At 71.0% G+C, this 18,116-nt stretch carries 17 protein-coding genes and 1 tRNA gene; 9 read left to right on the top strand and 9 right to left on the bottom strand.

Translation table 11 applies throughout. The features are described from left to right. Positions 1 to 50: 50 nt before the first annotated feature. Positions 51 to 1,628 carry a M20/M25/M40 family metallo-hydrolase gene (locus TBR22_RS13845; RefSeq protein WP_239488431.1) on the top strand — a complete coding sequence of 526 codons (1,578 nt, stop codon included), beginning with the start codon at positions 51 to 53 and terminating at the stop codon, positions 1,626 to 1,628. 64 nt (positions 1,629 to 1,692) lie between these two features. Here TBR22_RS13845 and TBR22_RS13840 read toward each other — a convergent pair whose 3' ends face one another. Both TBR22_RS13840 and TBR22_RS13835 read right to left on the bottom strand, forming a co-directional pair. Then, on the bottom strand, positions 1,693 to 2,697 hold the full coding sequence (locus TBR22_RS13840; RefSeq protein WP_239488430.1) for an acetamidase/formamidase family protein: 1,005 nt from the start codon (positions 2,695 to 2,697) through the stop codon (positions 1,693 to 1,695). A 39-nt stretch (positions 2,698 to 2,736) separates the two neighbouring features. Next, entirely contained in the window at positions 2,737 to 4,725 is a 1,989-nt protein-coding gene (locus TBR22_RS13835; protein ID WP_239488429.1) for an ATP-binding protein, read from the bottom strand. A gap of 80 nt (positions 4,726 to 4,805) precedes the next feature. Between TBR22_RS13835 and TBR22_RS13830 the strand changes: the two genes are divergently transcribed. Next, positions 4,806 to 5,636, top strand: coding sequence for a DUF72 domain-containing protein (locus TBR22_RS13830; RefSeq protein WP_239488428.1), 831 nt, complete (start codon positions 4,806 to 4,808; stop codon positions 5,634 to 5,636). A 1-nt stretch (position 5,637) separates the two neighbouring features. Here the strand turns inward: TBR22_RS13830 and TBR22_RS13825 are convergent, their stop codons facing one another. Further along, positions 5,638 to 5,868, bottom strand: coding sequence for a hypothetical protein (locus TBR22_RS13825; protein WP_239488427.1), 231 nt, complete (start codon positions 5,866 to 5,868; stop codon positions 5,638 to 5,640). Positions 5,869 to 6,010: 142 nt separating this feature from the next. Here TBR22_RS13825 and TBR22_RS13820 point away from each other — a divergent pair, with 142 nt between their 5' ends. Further along, positions 6,011 to 7,132 carry a Vms1/Ankzf1 family peptidyl-tRNA hydrolase gene (locus tag TBR22_RS13820; protein ID WP_239488426.1) on the top strand — a complete coding sequence of 374 codons (1,122 nt, stop codon included), beginning with the start codon at positions 6,011 to 6,013 and terminating at the stop codon, positions 7,130 to 7,132. A 63-nt stretch (positions 7,133 to 7,195) separates the two neighbouring features. Here the strand turns inward: TBR22_RS13820 and TBR22_RS13815 are convergent, their stop codons facing one another. Genes TBR22_RS13815 through TBR22_RS13805 form a run of 3 tightly spaced genes read right to left on the bottom strand, consistent with a single transcriptional unit; the run spans position 7,196 to position 9,116 of the window. Then, complete coding sequence (locus tag TBR22_RS13815) at positions 7,196 to 7,390, bottom strand: hypothetical protein (protein WP_239488425.1); 195 nt, start codon at positions 7,388 to 7,390, stop codon at positions 7,196 to 7,198. A gap of 13 nt (positions 7,391 to 7,403) precedes the next feature. Continuing rightward, complete coding sequence (locus TBR22_RS13810; protein ID WP_239488424.1) at positions 7,404 to 7,772, bottom strand: hypothetical protein; 369 nt, start codon at positions 7,770 to 7,772, stop codon at positions 7,404 to 7,406. 21 nt (positions 7,773 to 7,793) lie between these two features. Then, a complete protein-coding gene (locus TBR22_RS13805; RefSeq protein WP_239488423.1) occupies positions 7,794 to 9,116 on the bottom strand; it encodes a hypothetical protein in 1,323 nt (440 codons plus the stop codon). Between the two features lie 330 nt (positions 9,117 to 9,446). On the opposite strand from TBR22_RS13805, the gene TBR22_RS13800 reads away from it, so the two are divergent. From TBR22_RS13800 to TBR22_RS13775, 6 genes are all read left to right on the top strand, one after another. After that, positions 9,447 to 12,665 (top strand): hypothetical protein, encoded by a 3,219-nt coding sequence (locus TBR22_RS13800; RefSeq protein WP_239488422.1) that lies wholly within the window; start codon positions 9,447 to 9,449, stop codon positions 12,663 to 12,665. Positions 12,666 to 12,669: 4 nt separating this feature from the next. Continuing rightward, positions 12,670 to 12,939, top strand: coding sequence for an acylphosphatase (locus TBR22_RS13795; protein WP_239488421.1), 270 nt, complete (start codon positions 12,670 to 12,672; stop codon positions 12,937 to 12,939). 54 nt (positions 12,940 to 12,993) lie between these two features. Then, positions 12,994 to 13,521, top strand: coding sequence for an adenine phosphoribosyltransferase (locus TBR22_RS13790; RefSeq protein WP_239488420.1), 528 nt, complete (start codon positions 12,994 to 12,996; stop codon positions 13,519 to 13,521). Between the two features lie 163 nt (positions 13,522 to 13,684). Continuing rightward, a tRNA-Arg gene (locus TBR22_RS13785) sits at positions 13,685 to 13,761 on the top strand. A 37-nt stretch (positions 13,762 to 13,798) separates the two neighbouring features. Continuing rightward, positions 13,799 to 14,548, top strand: a complete 750-nt coding sequence (locus TBR22_RS13780; RefSeq protein ID WP_239488419.1) for a tetratricopeptide repeat protein — start codon at positions 13,799 to 13,801, stop codon at positions 14,546 to 14,548. 4 nt (positions 14,549 to 14,552) lie between these two features. Continuing rightward, the gene (locus TBR22_RS13775; RefSeq protein WP_239488418.1) at positions 14,553 to 16,280 is read left to right on the top strand and encodes a response regulator; all 1,728 of its coding nucleotides are present in this window, start codon (positions 14,553 to 14,555) and stop codon (positions 16,278 to 16,280) included. On the opposite strand, the gene TBR22_RS13770 is transcribed toward TBR22_RS13775, so the two are convergent. From TBR22_RS13770 to TBR22_RS13760, 3 genes are all read right to left on the bottom strand, one after another. Continuing rightward, complete coding sequence (locus TBR22_RS13770) at positions 16,252 to 17,115, bottom strand: HDOD domain-containing protein (RefSeq protein ID WP_239488417.1); 864 nt, start codon at positions 17,113 to 17,115, stop codon at positions 16,252 to 16,254. The genes TBR22_RS13775 and TBR22_RS13770 overlap by 29 nt on opposite strands. After that, complete coding sequence (locus TBR22_RS13765; RefSeq protein WP_239488416.1) at positions 17,112 to 17,585, bottom strand: chemotaxis protein CheX; 474 nt, start codon at positions 17,583 to 17,585, stop codon at positions 17,112 to 17,114. Before TBR22_RS13765 ends, TBR22_RS13770 begins: the two co-directional genes overlap by 4 nt. 64 nt (positions 17,586 to 17,649) lie before the next feature. After that, positions 17,650 to 18,015 (bottom strand): response regulator, encoded by a 366-nt coding sequence (locus TBR22_RS13760; protein ID WP_255664930.1) that lies wholly within the window; start codon positions 18,013 to 18,015, stop codon positions 17,650 to 17,652. Positions 18,016 to 18,116 lie beyond the last annotated feature (101 nt).

Genomic DNA, 18,116 nt, shown 5'->3' with positions numbered 1-18,116 from the left:
GCTGAGGCGTGCGGCCGGCCCGCCCTAACTGCTGGGATACCCTGAGGGCCATGCGCATCCGCACGGTTCTCGTCGTCCTGTCCGGCCTCCTCGCGTGCGCCGCGCCCACCGTCGGCGCGCAGCCTTCGTCGACCGGCCCCGGCAGCGCGCTCGCGGCACGCGTCCGCGCCTGGCGGCAGGCCCACGAGCGCGAGGTCCTGACCGAGCTGCGGGATCTCGTCGCGCTGCCCAACCTCGCCAGCGACGCCGAGGGCATCGCCCGCAACGCCGCACACCTGCAGGGCCTGCTGCAGCGGCGTGGGTTCGCGACGCGCCTGCTGACGGTGCCCGACGCGCCGCCTGCCGTGTACGGCAGCCTGGAGGTGCCCGGTGCCACGCGCACCGTCGTGTTCTATGCGCACTACGACGGCCAGCCGGTCACGCCTTCGGACTGGGCGACGCCGCCCTGGACCCCGGTGCTGCGTGCCGGCACCCTCGAAGCCGGCGCGCCCGTCATCGCCTGGGACGCGCTGCCGGCGACGATTCCCGGCGAGCATCGCCTCTACGGACGCGCCGCCTCGGACGACAAGGGCCCGATCGTCGCGTTGCTGGCCGGCCTCGACGCATTGAAGGCCGCCGGCGTGGCGCCGACGGTGAACCTGAAGGTGTTCCTGGAGGGCGAGGAGGAGGACGGGTCACCGAACCTCGAGCGCCTGCTGCGAGCGCATCGCGACACCCTGCGCGCCGACGCCTGGATCTTCGGCGACGGCCCCGTGCACCAGTCGCGCGCGCCGCTCGTGTCGTTCGGCGTGCGCGGGTCCATCCAGCTCGAGATCTCGACCTACGGTCCCGCCCGCGCCGTGCACAGCGGCCATTACGGCAACTGGGCGCCCAACCCCGCCGTCGATCTCGCGCACCTGATCACCAGCATGCGGGATGCCGATGGCCGGATCCTCATCAAGGGCATCGCCGAGGCCGTCCGTCCCCTCTCGGCGGCCGAGCGGGCGGCGCTCGACGCCGCGCCGGCCGAGGACGACGCGATCGCTCGCGCACTCGCGCTGGGACGCCGCGAGCAGGTGAGGAGTCGGCTGGTGGACGCCATCACGATTCCCGCCTTGAACGTGCGTGGCTTCCGTGCCGGCGAGGTGGGGGAGCGTGCCGCCAACGCGGTGCCGACGAGGGCCCAGGTCTCCATCGACTTCCGGCTGGTGCCCGACCTCACGCCGGAGGTGCTCACGCCGCTCGTCGAGGCGCACGTGCGCGCCCAGGGGTACCACATCGTGACCGGCAGCGAACCCGACGAGGAGACGCGCCGCGCGCACCCGCGCGTCGCGCGCCTCGACTGGGGACCCGGCTACCCGGGCTACCGGGCGTCGATGGACATGCCGGTGTCCAGGGCGATCGTGTCGATCGTCGCGCAGGCGCGCGGCGTGGCACCGGTGGTGATGCCGAACATGGGTGGGAGCCTGCCGCTGTACCTGTTTGCCGACATCCTGCAGGCGCCGCTGGTGAGCGTGCCGGTCGTCAACCACGACAACAACCAGCACGCCGCCAACGAGAACCTCCGCATCCAGAACCTCTGGGACGCGATCGAGACCTACGCCGTGCTGGTGGCACGCCTCGAGCCCGAGTGGGCAGCCGCGCGGTAGCGCCCAGCGCGGCGCCTCCAGCCGGTGCCCGGGGTCGGCCCACCGGTGCCAGGCACGAGGGGCTTCACGGCGCCTTCGGCAGTCGCGGTGGCAGCGCCGACTTGGGAAACTTCGCCACCACGGTGTAATTCGGATCGACGACGTTGGCCACGCGCGTGCTGCCGGCCTGCGAGACCACCTGGTAGGCGTCCATCCGGTCGAAGCCGTAGTCGTCCACGAGCCACTGGATCAGCTCGACCTGCGCGATGCGGAAGGCATCGACGAGCGGCCGGATGCTGCCGGCGACCATGATGTGCGTCTCGTCCTCGATGCGTGGCCACGCGATCTTGCGGCCCTTGATCACGTCGAACTGCAGCGTCACGTCCATCGTCGTCTCGAGCCCCGAGCCGACGATCTCGCCGTCGCCCTGCAGCGCGTGCCCGTCGCCGAAGTAGAAAAAGCCGCCCTCGTGGAAGACGGGCAGGTAGACGGTGGCGCCCTCCCGCACGTCGGAGGCGTCCATGTTGCCGCCGAAGTTGCCGGGCCACAGGCCGCCCCACGCTTCCTGCCCGGCCGGGGCCACGGCAACCCGGCCCAGCATCGGCCGCAAGGGGAGCTCGATGCGCTTGCTCGCCGAGTTGGGGATGTCGAGGATGCCGACGTTGCGCGCACGATCGAGCTGCCAGACGTAACGGCGGGCCGGCAGCGGATCGTTGAGGATGCGCGTCCGGTTGTCGCCGGCGACGGCGCTGATGCCATTGGGCACCACGGCCGACACCGCGGTGTCGCGGTTCGGGCGCACCTTCAGGATCTTCACGACGAGCGTGTCGTCGGGCGTGAGGCCCTCGATGACGAAGGGCCCGACCTCGCCCGGCCACGGCCCGCCGGCCCGGTCGTAGTAGTCGCCGGGCTTCGAGAACGTCTGCGACTCCACGACGTCGCCGGGCTTCAGGCGGAGCACCGGCTCGCGAACGGCGAACGTGGGCACGCCGGTCGTCGGCGTGAACTTGTGGACCTCGGCGAGCGTCGGCCGCGCAGGCAGGGCCAGCATCGCCGCAAGTCCGATCAGGCAGGGCAGGGAAGCGCGCATGGCGGGGCATGGTAGCGCGTCCCGCGGCGATGCGTTGCGTCAGGCAGGGGGCGCCGCACCGGCGGCGTCCTCGCGGCGCCGGGTGACTTCGGCGATGGCCGCGAGCAGGCGCGCGGGCTCGACGGGCTTGCCGACATGCGCGTCGAAGCCGGCATCCAGGACGCGGGCCCGGTCCTCGGCGCGCGTGAAGGCGGTGACGGCGATGGCGGGGGCGCGCCGGACGCGCGGGTGCGGAAACGATCGCAGCGCCCGGATCAGGTCGAAGCCGTCGCGTCCGGGCAGGCCGATGTCGCTCAGGACGATGTCGATCTGCAGGTCGCCGAGCAGGCGGAGGCCGTCGGCGACGGTGGCAGCGCCGACGGGGACGCCGCCGGCGTTCTCCAGCACCACGCTGAGCATCTCGCGCGAGTCGGCGTCGTCCTCGATCACGAGGATGGACTGGCCCCGCAGCGGGCTGGGAGCGCCGTCTTGCGGCGCCGGACTCTCTGCGGGCGTTGCGCCTTCGGCGGCCGCGACCCCGGTCGCAGGGAGCGACACGGTGAAGGTCGCGCCCAGGCCTTCGCCGGGACTGGTCACGGCGATCTCGCCGCCATGCATCTCCACCACCTGCCGCGCGATCGCGAGGCCGAGTCCGAGTCCCCCGTAACGACGAGCGGCGGGCGATTCCGACTGCCTGAAGCGGTCGAACACGAAGGGCAGGAAGTCGGCGGGGATGCCGATGCCGGTGTCGGTGACCTCGATGGTCACGCGGTGGGCGTCGTGGTGCAGGCGCGCAGTTATCGCGCCGCCCGCCGGCGTGAACTTCACCGCATTGGCCAACAGCTGGTCACAGGCCTGGCGCAGGCGCGTGGAATCGCCCCAGACCAGCGGGGCGCGGTCGGCGATCTGCACGTCGAGGCGAAGCCCCCGCGCATCGGCCAGCGGTCGGACGGCTTGCAGCGCCTGCAGCAGCACGTCGTCGAGCGCCACCGACTCCTGATCGAGCCGGACGTGGCCGGCGATCACCCGGCTCACGTCGAGCAACTGGTCGATGAGCTGTCGCTGCGCCTGGGCGTTGCGCTCGATCACGTCGAGGGCCCGCGCCTGGTCTGCCTCCGACAAGCCGCCTCGCTTGAGGAGTCCCGTCCAGCCGGTGATGGCATTGAGCGGCGTGCGAAGCTCGTGAGCCAGCGTCGCCAGGAACTCGTCCTTCATGCGAGCAGCGTCCTCGGCGGCCTGACGCGCTCGTTGCTCGGACGCCAGCAGGTGCTGGTTGGCTTCCATCAGCCGACGCTGGTCGTGGTCGTCCACCAGGATGCCTACCCAGCGCTCCACGTGGCCCTCGGGGTCGCGCACGGGCACGGCCCGCAACGCGTGCCAGCGCCACGTGTCGTCGGCGGCGCGGTGCACGCGGCAACGTGCCTCGTACGGCGCCTCCCGCCGGACCGCGCCGAGCCACCGCACCCGGATCCGCTGCAGATCCTGCGGATGCAGCGCGCGCTCCCACTCCTCGGGGCCGAGCGTGCCGACGACCTGCTGCAGGGCAGCGTTGAAGTAGGCCACTCGCCCGTCCGGGTGCGCCGCCCACACGAGGGCCGGCACCGCATCGACGACTGCCCGGAACGCGGCGTCGACCGGGTGGGACGCGTCAGGGCGTGGCGTGTCGTCTGTGGCCGCGGCGCCTGCGGTGACGACGAGCAGGACGCCTTCAAGGCCCCGCGCGGGCCCGCCTGTTCGGCGCGCGCGGACCAGGACGTGCCTCGGCGGGCCGTGGCCGGCGAGGGTCACGCGCCACTCGACGGGGCGATCGCCTCGCAGCGCCCGCTGCCAGGCGCGCCGCATCTCCTCGCATTCCGCGGGAGTGACCGCCGCGAACCACGTCCTGCGCTGCAGGCGGCCGGCGCCGAGGCCGAAGGCGTGCGCCCACCGCGGCTCGAGCTGCAGCAGGTCGGCGTCGGCGTCCCAGTGCCACGCGCCGAACTCGCCGTCGGCGATGGCCCGGAGCGCATCCGGAGAGACACGATGGGCGCTGAGCGGGAGGTCCGGCATCGGCGGGCCCGTATGCGTGGGCGAACCTTGCTACGGGCAGTGTACCGACATCCGCCGGCGGCGCACAGCAAGTTCTGTCGGTGATCACTTACAGCTCAGGTGCTGGAGGTGGCACGCCGTTCGCGACGCACGTTGCCGTGGCCGGCCTGCTGCGCGTCGGGTGCTCCGGATGGGACTACGCCCATTGGCGGGCGCGGTTCCACGCCGCGGGCGTGCCGCGGACCCGCTGGCTCGAGGGGTACGCCACGCGGTTCGACACCGTCGAGCTCAACAACTCGTTCTACCGCCTGCCTGCTCCGGAGACGTTCGCCAACTGGGCCGCCCGGGTGCCGCCGGGCTTCGTCTTCGCCGTCAAGGCAAGCCGGTACCTGACGCACATCAAGCGACTCCGCGACCCCGACGAGCCCATCCATCGGCTCCTGGCGCACGCCGAACACCTCGGGCCGGCACTGGGGCCGCTGCTGTATCAGTTGCCACCGCGATGGATGCCCGACCTCCATCGCCTGGAGCGCTTCGTGGCGGCGTTGCCGACCTGGTCGCCCGGACTCGACGTGCCGCGGGTCGGCCCTTTGGTGCACGTCATCGAGTTCAGGCACGAACACGGGGTGACCGACGAGGTGCTGGAGCTGCTGCGCGCCCACCGTGTAGGCGTGTGCCTGCACGACATGCCCGGCGGACCCACCGGCGCCGCGGCCCGCGCCGTCACCAGCGACACCCTCTACCTGAGGTTCCACGGGGCCACGCAGAAGTACGCCGGACGCTACGGCGATGCGGTGCTCGACGGGTGGGCGGACTTCCTCCGCCCCCACCTCGACGCAGGTCGCCGCGTGTTTGCGTACTTCAACAACGACATCGATGCGCAGGCGCCCGAGGATGCCGTACGACTGCGAGAACGCCTCATTGCGGGCTGAGTCAGCCGCCGCTACGGCTCTGCCGGATGCCTCGTCGCGGGTCGCCTTCACGTCCATCCGGGTTGGGCCGGGCGGAGTCTTCGGCGGCCTCACTGGCCTCCGCGGGACTCTCCGAGACGACGTGCCCGGCCAGGTCCCGTGCGGTGTCGTCCGGGCGGCGCAGCCGCTCGCGCTCCTGCTGCTCGACTTCGGCCGTCTCGCGGTTGCTGATGCCCGTGTGCTTTTCGGTCATGCCCCCTCGGGTGCAACCGCCGTACCGCCCGACCCCTGGCCGTGCAGCGCGCCGGACGTCGCTCTGGCGTCTCGTGCGGCGTGGGGCTTGCACGACTGCGCGGCAGACCGGCGCCGCGCGCGCCACAGCCAGGAGACGCACCTTGCCCAGCGCCACGCTCGACCCCGTGATCGACCGCCTCGCACGTTTCACGCTTGCGCCGATGCCGGTGGTGAGCCTCTACCTCGACCTGTCGGCCGACCAGCACGGCCGGCAGAATCACGAGGCCTTTCTCGCACGCGCCTTCGCCGATCCGGGCTCCACCTATGCGGCCGACTCGACCTTCCGCGAGTCGCTGGCGCGCGACGAGGCGCGCATCCGCACATGGCTGCAGGAACAGCTGCCGTCGCCGGCGCCGAGCGCGGTGGCCCTGTTCTCGTGCAACGGCGGCGAGGATCTCTTCGAGGCGATCGTGCTCGATACGCCCCTCGCCGGGCACCTGCTCTATGTCGACGAGGAGCCGCACCTGTTCCCGTTGGCGCGAGTGGCGGAGCAGTATGCGACGTATGCCGCGCTCGTGGTCAACACCAACACGGCCCGGCTGTTCGTGTGCGCCACCGGCGCGGTGCAACGAGCCGAGACGATCGAGAACGAGAAGACGCAGCGCGTCAGTGTCGGTGGCTGGTCACAGGCGCGCTTCCAGCGGCACGTGGACGACCTGCACCTGAAGCACATGAAGGAGGTGGCGGCCGCCGTCGAGCGTGTGGTCCGTGAGGACGGCGTGCGCGCCATCATTCTCGGGGGAGATGCGCAGGCCACGGCACTGCTGCGCAAGCAGTTGCACGAGAGCGTCGATGCACTGGTGATCGACGTGCTGCGCCTCGACGTCGGCTCGCCCGAGCAGGCCATCCTCGAGGCGACGCTGGAGCGGTTCCGCCGCAAGGATGAGGAGACCGACCGCGAGGTGGTCGATGCCCTGCTCGATGCCTACCGGTCGCGAGGACTTGCCACCGTCGGCGTCACCGGGGTGCGGGCCGCCCTCGACCGCGGACAGGTCGACCTGCTGCTGGTGCCGGCGGCACCAGCAGCACCAGCCGCCGATCATTCGTCGGCAGAGGCGTCCGACTCGGTGCCCGTCCAACAGCGCAGTCCTCCGGACGAATCACTGGTCGAGGCGCTGGTGACCGAGGCCCGTCGCACCAGCGCTGGCGTGCGCTTCATCGAGGACGGCTCGCTGCTCGAGCCCGCCAGCGGCGTCGGGGCGTTCCTGAGGTACAGAGTCTAGGCATGTCGGCTCAGGCCTCGGTATTCGAGACCCGAGCCGACGTTCACGAGGTCATGGGCGAGCTCAGCGCCCTGCCTTCCTGGTCGTCCGCGATGTGACCGCCGCGGCGGGGCCGGTGCGAGCGCCGGCCCCGGCCTTCGGATCCGGTCGGGCCTGCGCCAGTCGCGCCTTGTGCTCGCTGGTCACGACGTCGGCGCCCGGCCGCTCGCGGCCGGCGACCTTGTACTGACCCGGGTTGACGTTGTTGTTCTTGCTCATGCCCTGGTGTGCTTCACGGGGCGTGCCAGCGCCGCCACGCATCGCCAAGCATCGTCCCGCCCAGCCAGGTGACCAGCAGCGGCAGCGAGTAGATGAGCCACGCCAACGGGCCGAGCGCACTCGAGCGGAGCATCCAGCCGCACCAGCCCAGGAGCGGCAGGATGACCAGGAGCCGCGCCCCAGGCGAGGGGAGCGCCCGTGCCATCAGTGCGCCGCCGATCATCAGCAGTCCTGCCAGGACTCCCCATCGCCACAAGGCCACCCCATCGCGCCATACGCCAGGGCTCGTTTCATGGCCGCGCCAGTCGAGGCCGAGCACGACCGGTCCGAGGGCGAGGATCACCAGCGCGGTGATGAACACGGAACGCGAACCAGGGCGCATGCGCATGCCTCCGCAGGAACGTCAATGGGCCTGACAGGACTGGCATTCGACAGGACAGAAGCCGCCGGCCACCGACGTGCACCCGCCGCCGCTCGCCCCGCCGTCGCCGCCGCTGCTACCGGAGCCGCCGCCCCCACAGTACGCGGGATTGCTCACGGTACAGAAGCAGTAGACCACTTGCGCGTTGCAGCGCTGGCATGACCACGAGCCGGAGAACGGCCACCACCAACTGCTCGAGCTGCAGCCGTTGGTCTCGTAGCACTTGTCGTGCACGTCACAGCAGGCCCGGAATATCGACCCGTCGAGCCAGTGCAGGTTGTCGCACCCCGGTTCGTTCCGCACGGCGCCGGCCGCGCCCGCGATCGCCCACCAGCGCTGGGAGAGATCGCCGAGCACGTCCGAGACCACCTCGCGCGTGCGTGCGCCCACCAGGCCGGCCGCCAGCGCCGGCACCGGCGCGACGGCGCGAGCGACCAGCATGAACGGCACCGGCGCCGCGGGAGGAGCGGCCTCGTGGCGCGCGGCCATCGGCGTGACCGCGTCGAGCGTGCTCGCCGCCCCGGTGGCGAACTGATACGCCTGCACGTTGGCCCACCCCATCGTGGGCGTGAACGTCCAGCCGCCGCGGAGGCGCTCCGGCAGCACCACGCCCTGGCTGCCGCCCTCGATCTTCCACGTGAGCACCTGCGCCGTGTCGAACCAGCGAACGAACCCGCGCGGGGCGCCGGTGCGCGCATCGCGGATGGCGGCCGTGAAGCGCGAGTAGTCGATGCGCTTGCCGCCCGCCGGTCGCCGTTCGTGCCGGTCGATCGACGCCCGCACGATCACCTCGTCGAACGTCGTCTCCACCTCCTGCACCCGCGCGGCGAGTTGCCCGCTCGACACGCCGCGCCCCAGGGCCGCCCGGCTTCGCCGCAGGTGGCCATCCCACGCCCCATCGTCGCCGGCCACCTCGATGGCCCGACCGTCGGCGCGGGCGGCCTGCTCGTCCTCGTGGAGCGCATGGAGTTGGTGGGCCGCCCAGTCCAGGCTCACCGTCGCCTGGTCGGGCAGCGGAAACTCCGATGACGCGCCGCTCGACTGCCGCCACTGCACCCGCCGGGATCCGGCGGCCAGCGTCAGCCCTCCTTCGTCACGCCCGGCCCGCGACCGGAAGACCGCCTCGATGGCCTGGCCCTCCCCGCGCCGTACCTCCACGCTGCCCTCCGGGAAGGTGGCCACGACCCGGCGCGCCCGCGCCTCCAGGCCGTGGAATGTCGTGCCCATGTTGACGCTCTGCGCCAGGCTCACACCGGGCACGAGCAGGAGCAGGGCGGTCAGCACCGCCTGCGAGTGTCGACACATCGGACGCCTCCCTCCCGCCGGACCTCGCCGGCGGGCACGGAGCGGGCCAACCTCCCTGAACGTCCGTCATCCTTCTTCGCAAGGCACGGGCCAGTTCGACGTCGCTGCGGTTGCGCGTGAAATGTGCGCGGGACGCCTCTCTGGTGGCAGAAAGTGCGCACCGGGTCGCCCCCGACGCGTGGCAGATCCTGCCATCCTGACCGCGCCCCACGGGGCAGCCGAGACCGCGAGCGGCGGGCCGAGTGGAGACGTCGGTCCTGCTAGCATTAGGCGTTTTACCGGCGGGCATCGCGCCACGCCGGGCGGGCCGTGCGGGTCAAGGAGCAGAGCATGGGGCGAGCATCACGCGGGTGGCAGGTCATGGCGGCGGCAGTGGGCGTCCTCGCCCTCACGGGCACGGCCTGGGGGCAACCCGCACCAGCCGCGCCCGTGCCAGCGACCGCCAACGCGGCGCCGACGCCCGCGCCGAAGGGGCTGGCCGTCCTGTCCACGCTCAAGTGGCGCAACGTCGGTCCAGCGCGCGGCGGACGGTCCATCACCGCCATCGGCAGTGCCGCGCGACCGCAGGAGTACTACTTCGGCGCGACCGGTGGCGGGCTCTGGAAGACCACCGACGGCGGCCTCACCTGGAGTGCCGTCGGCGATGGGCAGTTCAAGACCTCGTCGGTCGGGGCCGTCGCGGTTGCTCCGTCGAACCCGGACGTCGTCTACGTGGGCTTCGGCGAGGTACAGCTGCGCGGCAACATCATCCAGGGCGACGGCGTCTACCGCTCGACGGACGGCGGCAAAACGTTCGTCCACGTCGGTCTCGCCCAGACCCGTGCCATCGGCCGGATTCGCGTCCACCCGACCAACCCTGACGTCGTCTGGGTCGCCGCCCTCGGTGAGCCGTATGCGAGGACCCCGGACCGCGGCGTCTACAGGTCGACCGACGGCGGCAAGTCGTGGACGAAGGTGCTCTTCCGCGACGAGGGCACCGGCGCGGTCGACCTCGTGGTCGACCCGACCAATCCCGACGTGCTCTACGCCTCGCTCTGGGAGGTGTTCCGCACCCCGCATTCGCTGTCGAGCGGCGGACCCGGCAGCGGCCTCTTCAAGTCCTTCGATGGCGGCGCCACGTGGACCGAGATCTCGCGTCGTCCGGGCCTGCCGACCGGCCTGCTCGGCAAGATCGGCGTCTCGGTGTCTGGCGCCGACGGCAACCGCGTGTACGCGATCATCGAAGCCGCCGACGGCGGCCTGTTCTCGACCGACGATGGCGGCTTGAACTGGAAGCGGGTGAGTGAGGATCGCAACATCCGGCAGCGCGCCTTCTACTACACCCGCGTGTACGCCGACCCGAAGGCCCGCGACACCGTGTACGTGCTCAACGTCGGCTTCCACAAGTCGGTCGACGGCGGGAAGAGCTTCAAGCCGATTCGGGTGCCGCACGGCGACAACCACGACCTGTGGATTGCTCCCGACAACCCGGCCCGCATGATCGAGGCCAATGATGGCGGGGCCAACGTCTCGATCAACGGCGGGCAGTCGTGGACGGGGCAGCAGTACCCGACCGCGCAGTTCTACAACGCGTTCACCACCTCCGACACGCCGTACATGATCTGCGGGGCGCAGCAGGACAACACCACCGCCTGCATCCCGAGCACCGGACCGGCCTCGGACTTCTACCCGGTGGGCGGCGGCGAGAGCGGCTACATCGCGCAGTCGCCGACCAACCCGGACGAGTTCTTCGCCGGCAGCTACGGCGGCATGTTGACGCGCTACGATCGCCGCACCAGGGTGACGCGCGCGGTGAACATCTGGCCGGACAACCCGATGGGGTACTCGGCCGGTGACATCACCGAGCGCTTCCAGTGGACCTACCCGATCGTCTTCTCGCCGATCGAGAAGGGCGTGCTCTACGCCGGATCGCAGCACGTCTGGCGGAGCGTGACCAACGGCGAGACGTGGGAGCGGATCAGCCCGGACCTCACGCGTCACGATCCGGCGACGCTCGGGCCGTCGGGCGGGCCGATCACGCTCGACCAGACCGGCGTCGAGACCTACGCGACGGTCTTCACCATCGCCCCGTCGCGTCGCGAGCGCGGCGTCGTCTGGGCCGGCAGCGACGATGGCCTGGTGCACGTGACGCGCGATGGCGGCAAGTCGTGGAAGAACGTGACGCCGAAGGCGCTGCCGGATTTCGCCCGCGTCAGCCTGATCGAGGCCTCGCCGCACAAGCCCGGCACGGCCTACCTCGCGGCCAACCGCTATCAGAAGGCCGACCGCGCCCCGTACGTCTTCCGCACCGACGACTACGGCGCGTCGTGGACCGCGATCACCGGCGGACTGCCCGCCGACGACTTCGCGCGCGTCATCCGCGAGGATGCCGTCAAGCCCGGCATGCTGTACCTCGGCACCGAGCACGGCATCCACGTCTCCTACGACAACGGCGGCACCTGGGAGTCGCTGCGCCTGAACCTGCCGGTCACCCCGGTGCACGGCATCGTCGTCCAGGGCAACGACCTGGTGATCGGCACGCACGGCCGCGCCTTCTGGGTCCTTGGCGACATCGCCGCGCTGCGGCAGTTCACGCCCGACCTCACCTCGAAGGCGCTGCACGTGTTCACGCCCGGCGTGGCGACGCGTCGCGTCGATGGCAGCCTGCCGATCGACTACCTCCTGAAGGCCGACGCGAAGGCCGTGACGATCGAGATCCTCGACGCACAGGGCAAGGTGCTGCGCACGTTGAAGAACGAGGCGCCGAAGCCGGATGCCGCAGCCGGCGGCGGCGACGACGACGAGGGCTTCGGTCCGCCTCCGGCGCGCGTCACGGGGAAGGCCGGGATGAACCGCTTCGGCTGGGACATGCGCGTGCAGGCGGCGCGTGACTTCCCGGGACTGATCATGTGGGCCGGCCGGGTCGCTGGGCCGATCGTCGTGCCGGGCCGGTACCAGGCCCGCGTGACGGCCGACGGCCAGACGCAGACCGTACCGCTCGAGATCGCGGCCGACCCGCGCAGCCGAGCGACGATGGCCGATCTGCAGGCGCAGTACGCGCTGGCGGCGAGGATCAACGGCGAGGTCAACGCCGCCAACGAGGCGGTGCTCCGCCTCCGCCACATCAAGCGACAGGTGGAGGAGCGCGTCAAGGCCAACGGCGAGCTGAAGTCCGCGGCAGACGCGCTGACCGCGCAACTGACCGGGATCGAAGGCGAGATCTACCAGTACCGCAATCGCAGCAGCCAGGACCCGCTGAACTATCCGATCAAGTTGAACAACAAGCTGGCAGCGCTGCAGGGGGTGGTCGAGGCCGGCGACGGCGCGCCGACCGCGCAGAGCGTCAAGGTGCACCAGGAACTGTCGGGGCGGCTGACCCAGGCGTTGGCACGCGTCGAGGCCCTGGTCGCCGGCGAGGTGGCCGCCTTCAACGCGACGCTCGCCTCGCGCAAGTTGCCGCCGGTGACGACGGCCGTGCCGACCATCGAGGAGGTCGCCAGGATGGGCACCTCGGTGGCCGACCTCGAGGCGGCTGCCGCCAACGAGCGGACGAGCACGCGGTTCTGGTGATCACATGCTCCGCGCGATGCACGTGATCGTCTCGGGCCGTGTGCAGGGGGTCGGCTTCCGCGCCTTCGTCGCCGATGCGGCGCGGTCGGAGGGCCTCGACGGCTGGGTGAAGAACCTCCCCGACGGATCGGTGGAAGTCCAGGCGGAGGGGGACGTCGAGGCGCTGCGGCGGCTCGAGTGGAAGCTGTGGCAGGGCCCGCCGATGTCGCGGGTTGACGAAGTGGCGACCGAGGACGTGGTGCCGACCGGCGCCACGGGCTTCCGGATCGCCTGAAGGCCGGTGCAGGACCCGTCGGGGGACGCCCGACGGCCATGACTCACACATCACATGACGACCGAACTGCTCAAAGGCAAGATCCGCCACGTGCCCGACTTTCCCAAGCCGGGCATCCTGTTCTACGACATCACCACGCTGCTACGCGATCCGGAAGGCCTGCGGCTGGCCCTCGACGCGATGGCCGCGCCCTTCACCGACACGCCGGTCGACCTCGTGGTGGGCATGGAGAGCCGCGGCTTCATCTTCGGCGCCGCGTTGGCCGATCGGCTTGGCGCCGGGTTCGTGCCGGTCCGCAAGCCGGGCAAGCTGCCGGCGCAGAGCGTGCGGGTGTCGTACGACCTCGAGTACGGCTCGGACGCGCTCGAGATCCACGCCGATGCGGTCGGCGCGGGGCAGCGCGTCCTCATCGTGGACGACCTGCTCGCCACCGGCGGGACGGCGCGAGCGACCATCGACCTGGTGCGGGGCCTGGGGGCGGAAATCGTCGCGTGTGCGTTCCTGGTCGAGCTGACGTTTCTCGATGGCAGGGCCAGGCTCGGCGACACCACCGTGCACGCGGTGCTGCCCTACGACGAGTGATCACAGGGGGCAGCGGGGCGCCTCGACGTGTCTCCCTCGTCGGTCCTCGCCGGTCGTTCCCGTTCTCCCTTGTCGCTTGCTCATGCGCGGCAGGGCAGTGCATCATGGCGGATGGTCCGGAGGAGGATGGCCAGCCAATCGGCGTGTCCTCCTGCGGTCACGGGAGCGTGTAGCTCAGACGGATAGAGCGGCCGCCTCCTAAGCGGCAGGTCCCCGGTTCGACTCCGGGCACGCTCACCATCGGCCCAGCGGGAGAGCCCGCGGGCCGGACGACGCCATGAACAAGACCGAACGCGAACAGCTCAAGCACAACGAAGCCGCCGACGCCATCGTCGCCGCCAGTTCCTACCTGTCCCGGTACGGGCGCACGCTGGGGCTGGCCGCCGTCGCCGTCCTCCTCCTGGTCGGCAGCGTGGCCGGCTATCGGGCGTTCAAGGCGCGGGCCGAGGAGCGAGCCCAGGCACAACTGGCGGCCGCCGTCGAGATCCTCAATGCCCCCGTGGCGCAGGCACCGGCGCCCGGACTGGCGCCCACGCCTCCAGCGCCGGGTACGTACGCCACGGAAGCGGCACGTGCCGATGCGGCGCTGAAGCAGCTGCTCGCGACCGCCGAGGGCTTCGGCAACACCGACGCCGGCATTCGGGCGCGCTACTACGCCGCCTCGCTGCATGCCGAGACCGGCCGCGTCAAGGAAGCCGCCGACCTCTACACCCAGGTGCGCGATGCTGCCGGTGCCTCGACCCTGCTCGGCCGCATGGCCTCGCTCGGCCTGGCGTCGATGCAGGTCCGCCAGAAGCAGTTCGACCCGGCGATCAAGGCGCTGCAGGAACTCGCGCAGCGCCGCGACGGGCCGTTGCCGGTCGATGCCGTCCTGGTCCAGCTCGCCGAGGCCTACCAGCAGGCCGGCCGCGCCGCCGAGGCGTCGCAGACGCTGCAGCGCGTGGTCGACGAGTTCCCGCAGAGCCCCTACGCCGCCGACGCACGGCAGCGGGTCGAGGCCCTGCAGGCCACCGCCAAGGTCTCCTGACCCCGTGAATCCCGCGCGCGCGCTCCAGACAGTCGCTGATCTCGGGGCGCGCGCCTTGTCGTCCACGCCGGTGGGCGACCTCCTCGACGCCGGCATGCGGCTGGCGCGCGAGGTCACCCAGAGCGATCACGCCGTCTTCTTCGAGGCCTCGCCCGGAGGCGACGCCCTCCTCATGCGGGCCGGCGTCGGCTGGCGGCCGGGCATCATCGGGCGCGTGTCGCTGAGCACGGGGCAGGGCTCCTTCGGCCGCTACATCCTGCAGCAGCCGACGCGCATCGTCGATGCGCTGCCGTCGCACCCGGAGTTCGGCCTGCCCGCCGTCCTGCGCGACCACCTCGTCGAATCGATGGCCTGCGTGCGCCTCGACGGGATCGGGCACCCGCTCGGCGTGGTCGCCGTGTTCAACGTCAACGACGGCCTGCCCAGCACCGAGCACCTCACGTTCCTGCAGGCGCTCGGCAACATCCTGGCCACGGCGGTGCTCCGGCAGGTCACCGAGGAAGGGCTGCTCCAGAGCCAGATCCGCCTGCAGAGCGTGCAGAAGATGGAGGCCATCGGGCGGCTGGCCGGCGGCATCGCGCACGACTTCAACAACCTCGTGCAGGCCATCGGCGGCTACACCGAGATCCTGCTGCGGCACCTCAAGGAAGGCGACCCGCTCCGTCGCAACGCCGAGGAAATCAAGAAGGCGGGCGACCGCGCTGCGGCCCTGACGCGGCAACTGCTCGCGTTCAGCCGCCAGCAGGTGCTGCAGCCGTCACTGCTCGACGTCAACCACGTCGTCAACCACGTGGAGCAACTGCTGACGCGGCTGATCGGCGAGGACATCGAGCTGCGGACCTACCTGGCCGACGACCTCTGGCCGGTGAAGGCCGACGCGGCGCAACTCGAGCAGGTCCTGATGAACCTTGCCGTCAACGCGCGCGACGCGATGAAGGATGGCGGGTTGCTCACCATCGAGACCGCCAACATGGAGCTCACGCGCTCGGAGGGGGAGCCGTTCGTGATCCTCGCCGGCCCGTACGTGCTCCTGGCGGTGACCGACACCGGGACCGGCATGAACGCCGAGACCAAGGCGCGCGCGTTCGAACCGTTCTTCACCACCAAGCCACCAGGGCAGGGCACCGGCCTCGGCCTGTCGATGGTCTACGGGATCGTCAAGCAGAGCGGCGGCTACATCTTCGTCGACAGCGAGCTCGGCGCGGGCACGCGGATCCGCATCTACCTGCCGCGCGCCGACGACGTGCCGCTGCCGTTCGAACCCGAGGAGCCGGCGGTGGCCGTGGCACAAGCACCGGCGGGACCTGTCGCAGCTGCGGAGGCGGCCCCCGCCCCGGTGGAGACGCTGTTGCTGGTCGAGGACGAAGAGGGCGTGCGCGAGCTGATTCACGAGTGGCTCGCGGCGCACGGGTTCACGGTGCACTCGGCCGAGGACGGGCAGCGCGCCCTCAACGTGGCCGAGGGCCTCGAGCAGCTCGACCTGGTGATCGCCGACGTCGTGATGCCCACGATGGGCGGGCCGGCGCTGGCCAAACGCCTGCTGCAGGCGCGTCCGGACCTGAAGGTGATCTTCGTGTCGGGCTATGCCGACGAGGCGATCGGGGATCGGCGGATGCTGGAGGACGGCGCCAGCTTCCTGCAGAAGCCCTTCACGCTCGAGGAACTGCTGGTGAAGGTGCGGGAGGTGCTCGCCGACCGCCGGCCTAGCCGAGGGCCTGGCGCGCCGCGTTGAAGAGGCCGGGCGCCCGCACGTCGGCGCGGGCCAACCACGCCGCATCGAGCTCGAGGTAGGGGAAGACCGCGTCTTCCAGCACGCCGTCTCCCTCGGGCGCGCAGCCGAACCCGTAGCGGTGGCTGAGGAGGTTGGCCGCATAGCAGATCGCGGCGGCCTGCGGATCGGCGGCTTCCTCGAAGGCGTGGTGGTGCTGCACGATGTCGCGCACCTCGTCGGGGACGTTCCAGAACCCCAGCGCCAGCGCGCCGCACAGCGCGTGGTGCTGCTTCACCGCCGACGCCAGCTCGTCGGCGCGAATCACCGCCCCGTGCTTCTCCTGGTACTGGTGGGCCGTCCGGAGCACGACCAGCTTGCCGATGTCGTGCAGCAACCCGCACAGGAACGCTTCCTCGACGTCGGCCCGCACGTGATCGGCCACCAGGTGCGCGACGTACGCGGTGCCCACCGCGTGCTCCATGAAGTTGTGCCCGTCGTGCCCGTACACGTCGGGTGACTTGAACTGCGACTGCATCGACACGGTCACCACGACGTTGCGCACCGTCCGCGTGCCGAGGCGCACCACCGCGTCAGAGACCGAACGCAGCGGCGACATCGCGCCGTAGAGCGCGGAGTTGGCCATGCCGAGCACGCGCGTGGCCAGCACCGGATCCTTGCTCACGACGGCGGCCAGCGTCGCGATGGTGACGTCGGGATCGCCCACCAGGTGGAGGACGCGCTGCGCCTGGTCGGGCAGCATCGGAATCGACAGGTCGTCGGGACGCAGCCACGGGTGGTCGCCGTTGCGGAGCGCCAGCGTGGCGCTGGTGGCCGCCGATCCTGCCGGAAGGCTCATGCGCGACGCACCTTGGCCGTCGTGATGACCAGTTCCACGAAGATTTCGTGATCCTGCATGCGGAAGGGCAGCATCGTGCGGCGCCCGTCGGTGAGTGGCGTCATGTAGAAGTCCGATCCCATGGTCACCGTCGGGATCGAGATCGCCCACGCGTCGCCATCGGTGGCCATGCGGGTGCGGAACGAGCCGGCAATCATGTTGGTGATCTCGCCGATCGCGTCGGCGACCTCCGGCTTGGAGGGCTCGGTCTGCTCGTCGAGACCCAGGAGCATGCGCGTGATGAAGCCGGCCCCGGCAAACGTCGCGTAGAACACGACCAGGCCGGAGCGCGATCCGCCGAAGCCGATCTGGCCGACGACGTTGCTCTGCGGCCGGAGGGCGTCCCCGTCGAGCGGGGTGCCTTCGGCGAGGGCGGTGCCCACCATGGTGCCGAACACGTCGATCGTGCACGCACGGAGGGTCTCGATCATGGGGACTGACGACTGGGCGTCGGCAGCGGCGGCCGGTGATGCCATGGTCCGCTCCTGGGTGGGCCTAGTGGGCCAGCACCGCGTCGATCTTTTCCTTGATGGTTTCGGGCGTGAAGGGCTTGACCACGTAGTTGTTGACCCCCGCCCGCAGCGCCTCGACGATGTCGTCCTTGGCCGCATTGGTGGTGACCATCAGTACGGGGAGCTTGTCCTTTCCGTCCATCGTCCGCAGCGCGCGGATGAACTCGATCCCGTTCATCTCCGGCATGTTCCAGTCGGTGATGACCAGGTCGACGGGGCCTTCCGACACCCGATCGATTCCTTCGCGCCCGTTGCCGGCCTCCACGATGTCCGTGTAGCCGATCTTGTTGAGCGTGTTGATGATGATGCGTCGCATCGTCGACGAATCGTCTACCACGAGAAAGCGCATACGCCTCCGACTTGCCGGTCCGGGGCGGGCGGCCTGCCCGACCCCTGCTGCCTCAGGGGCCTAATCGGCCCCACCCACGGCGGCTTGAGGTAGGATGACCG

The sequence above is a fragment of the Luteitalea sp. TBR-22 genome, from assembly GCF_016865485.1.
Lineage (GTDB): Bacteria > Acidobacteriota > Vicinamibacteria > Vicinamibacterales > Vicinamibacteraceae > Luteitalea.
Note: the sequence above shows the minus strand (reverse complement) of the source record. Positions and strands in the feature narration are given on the sequence as shown.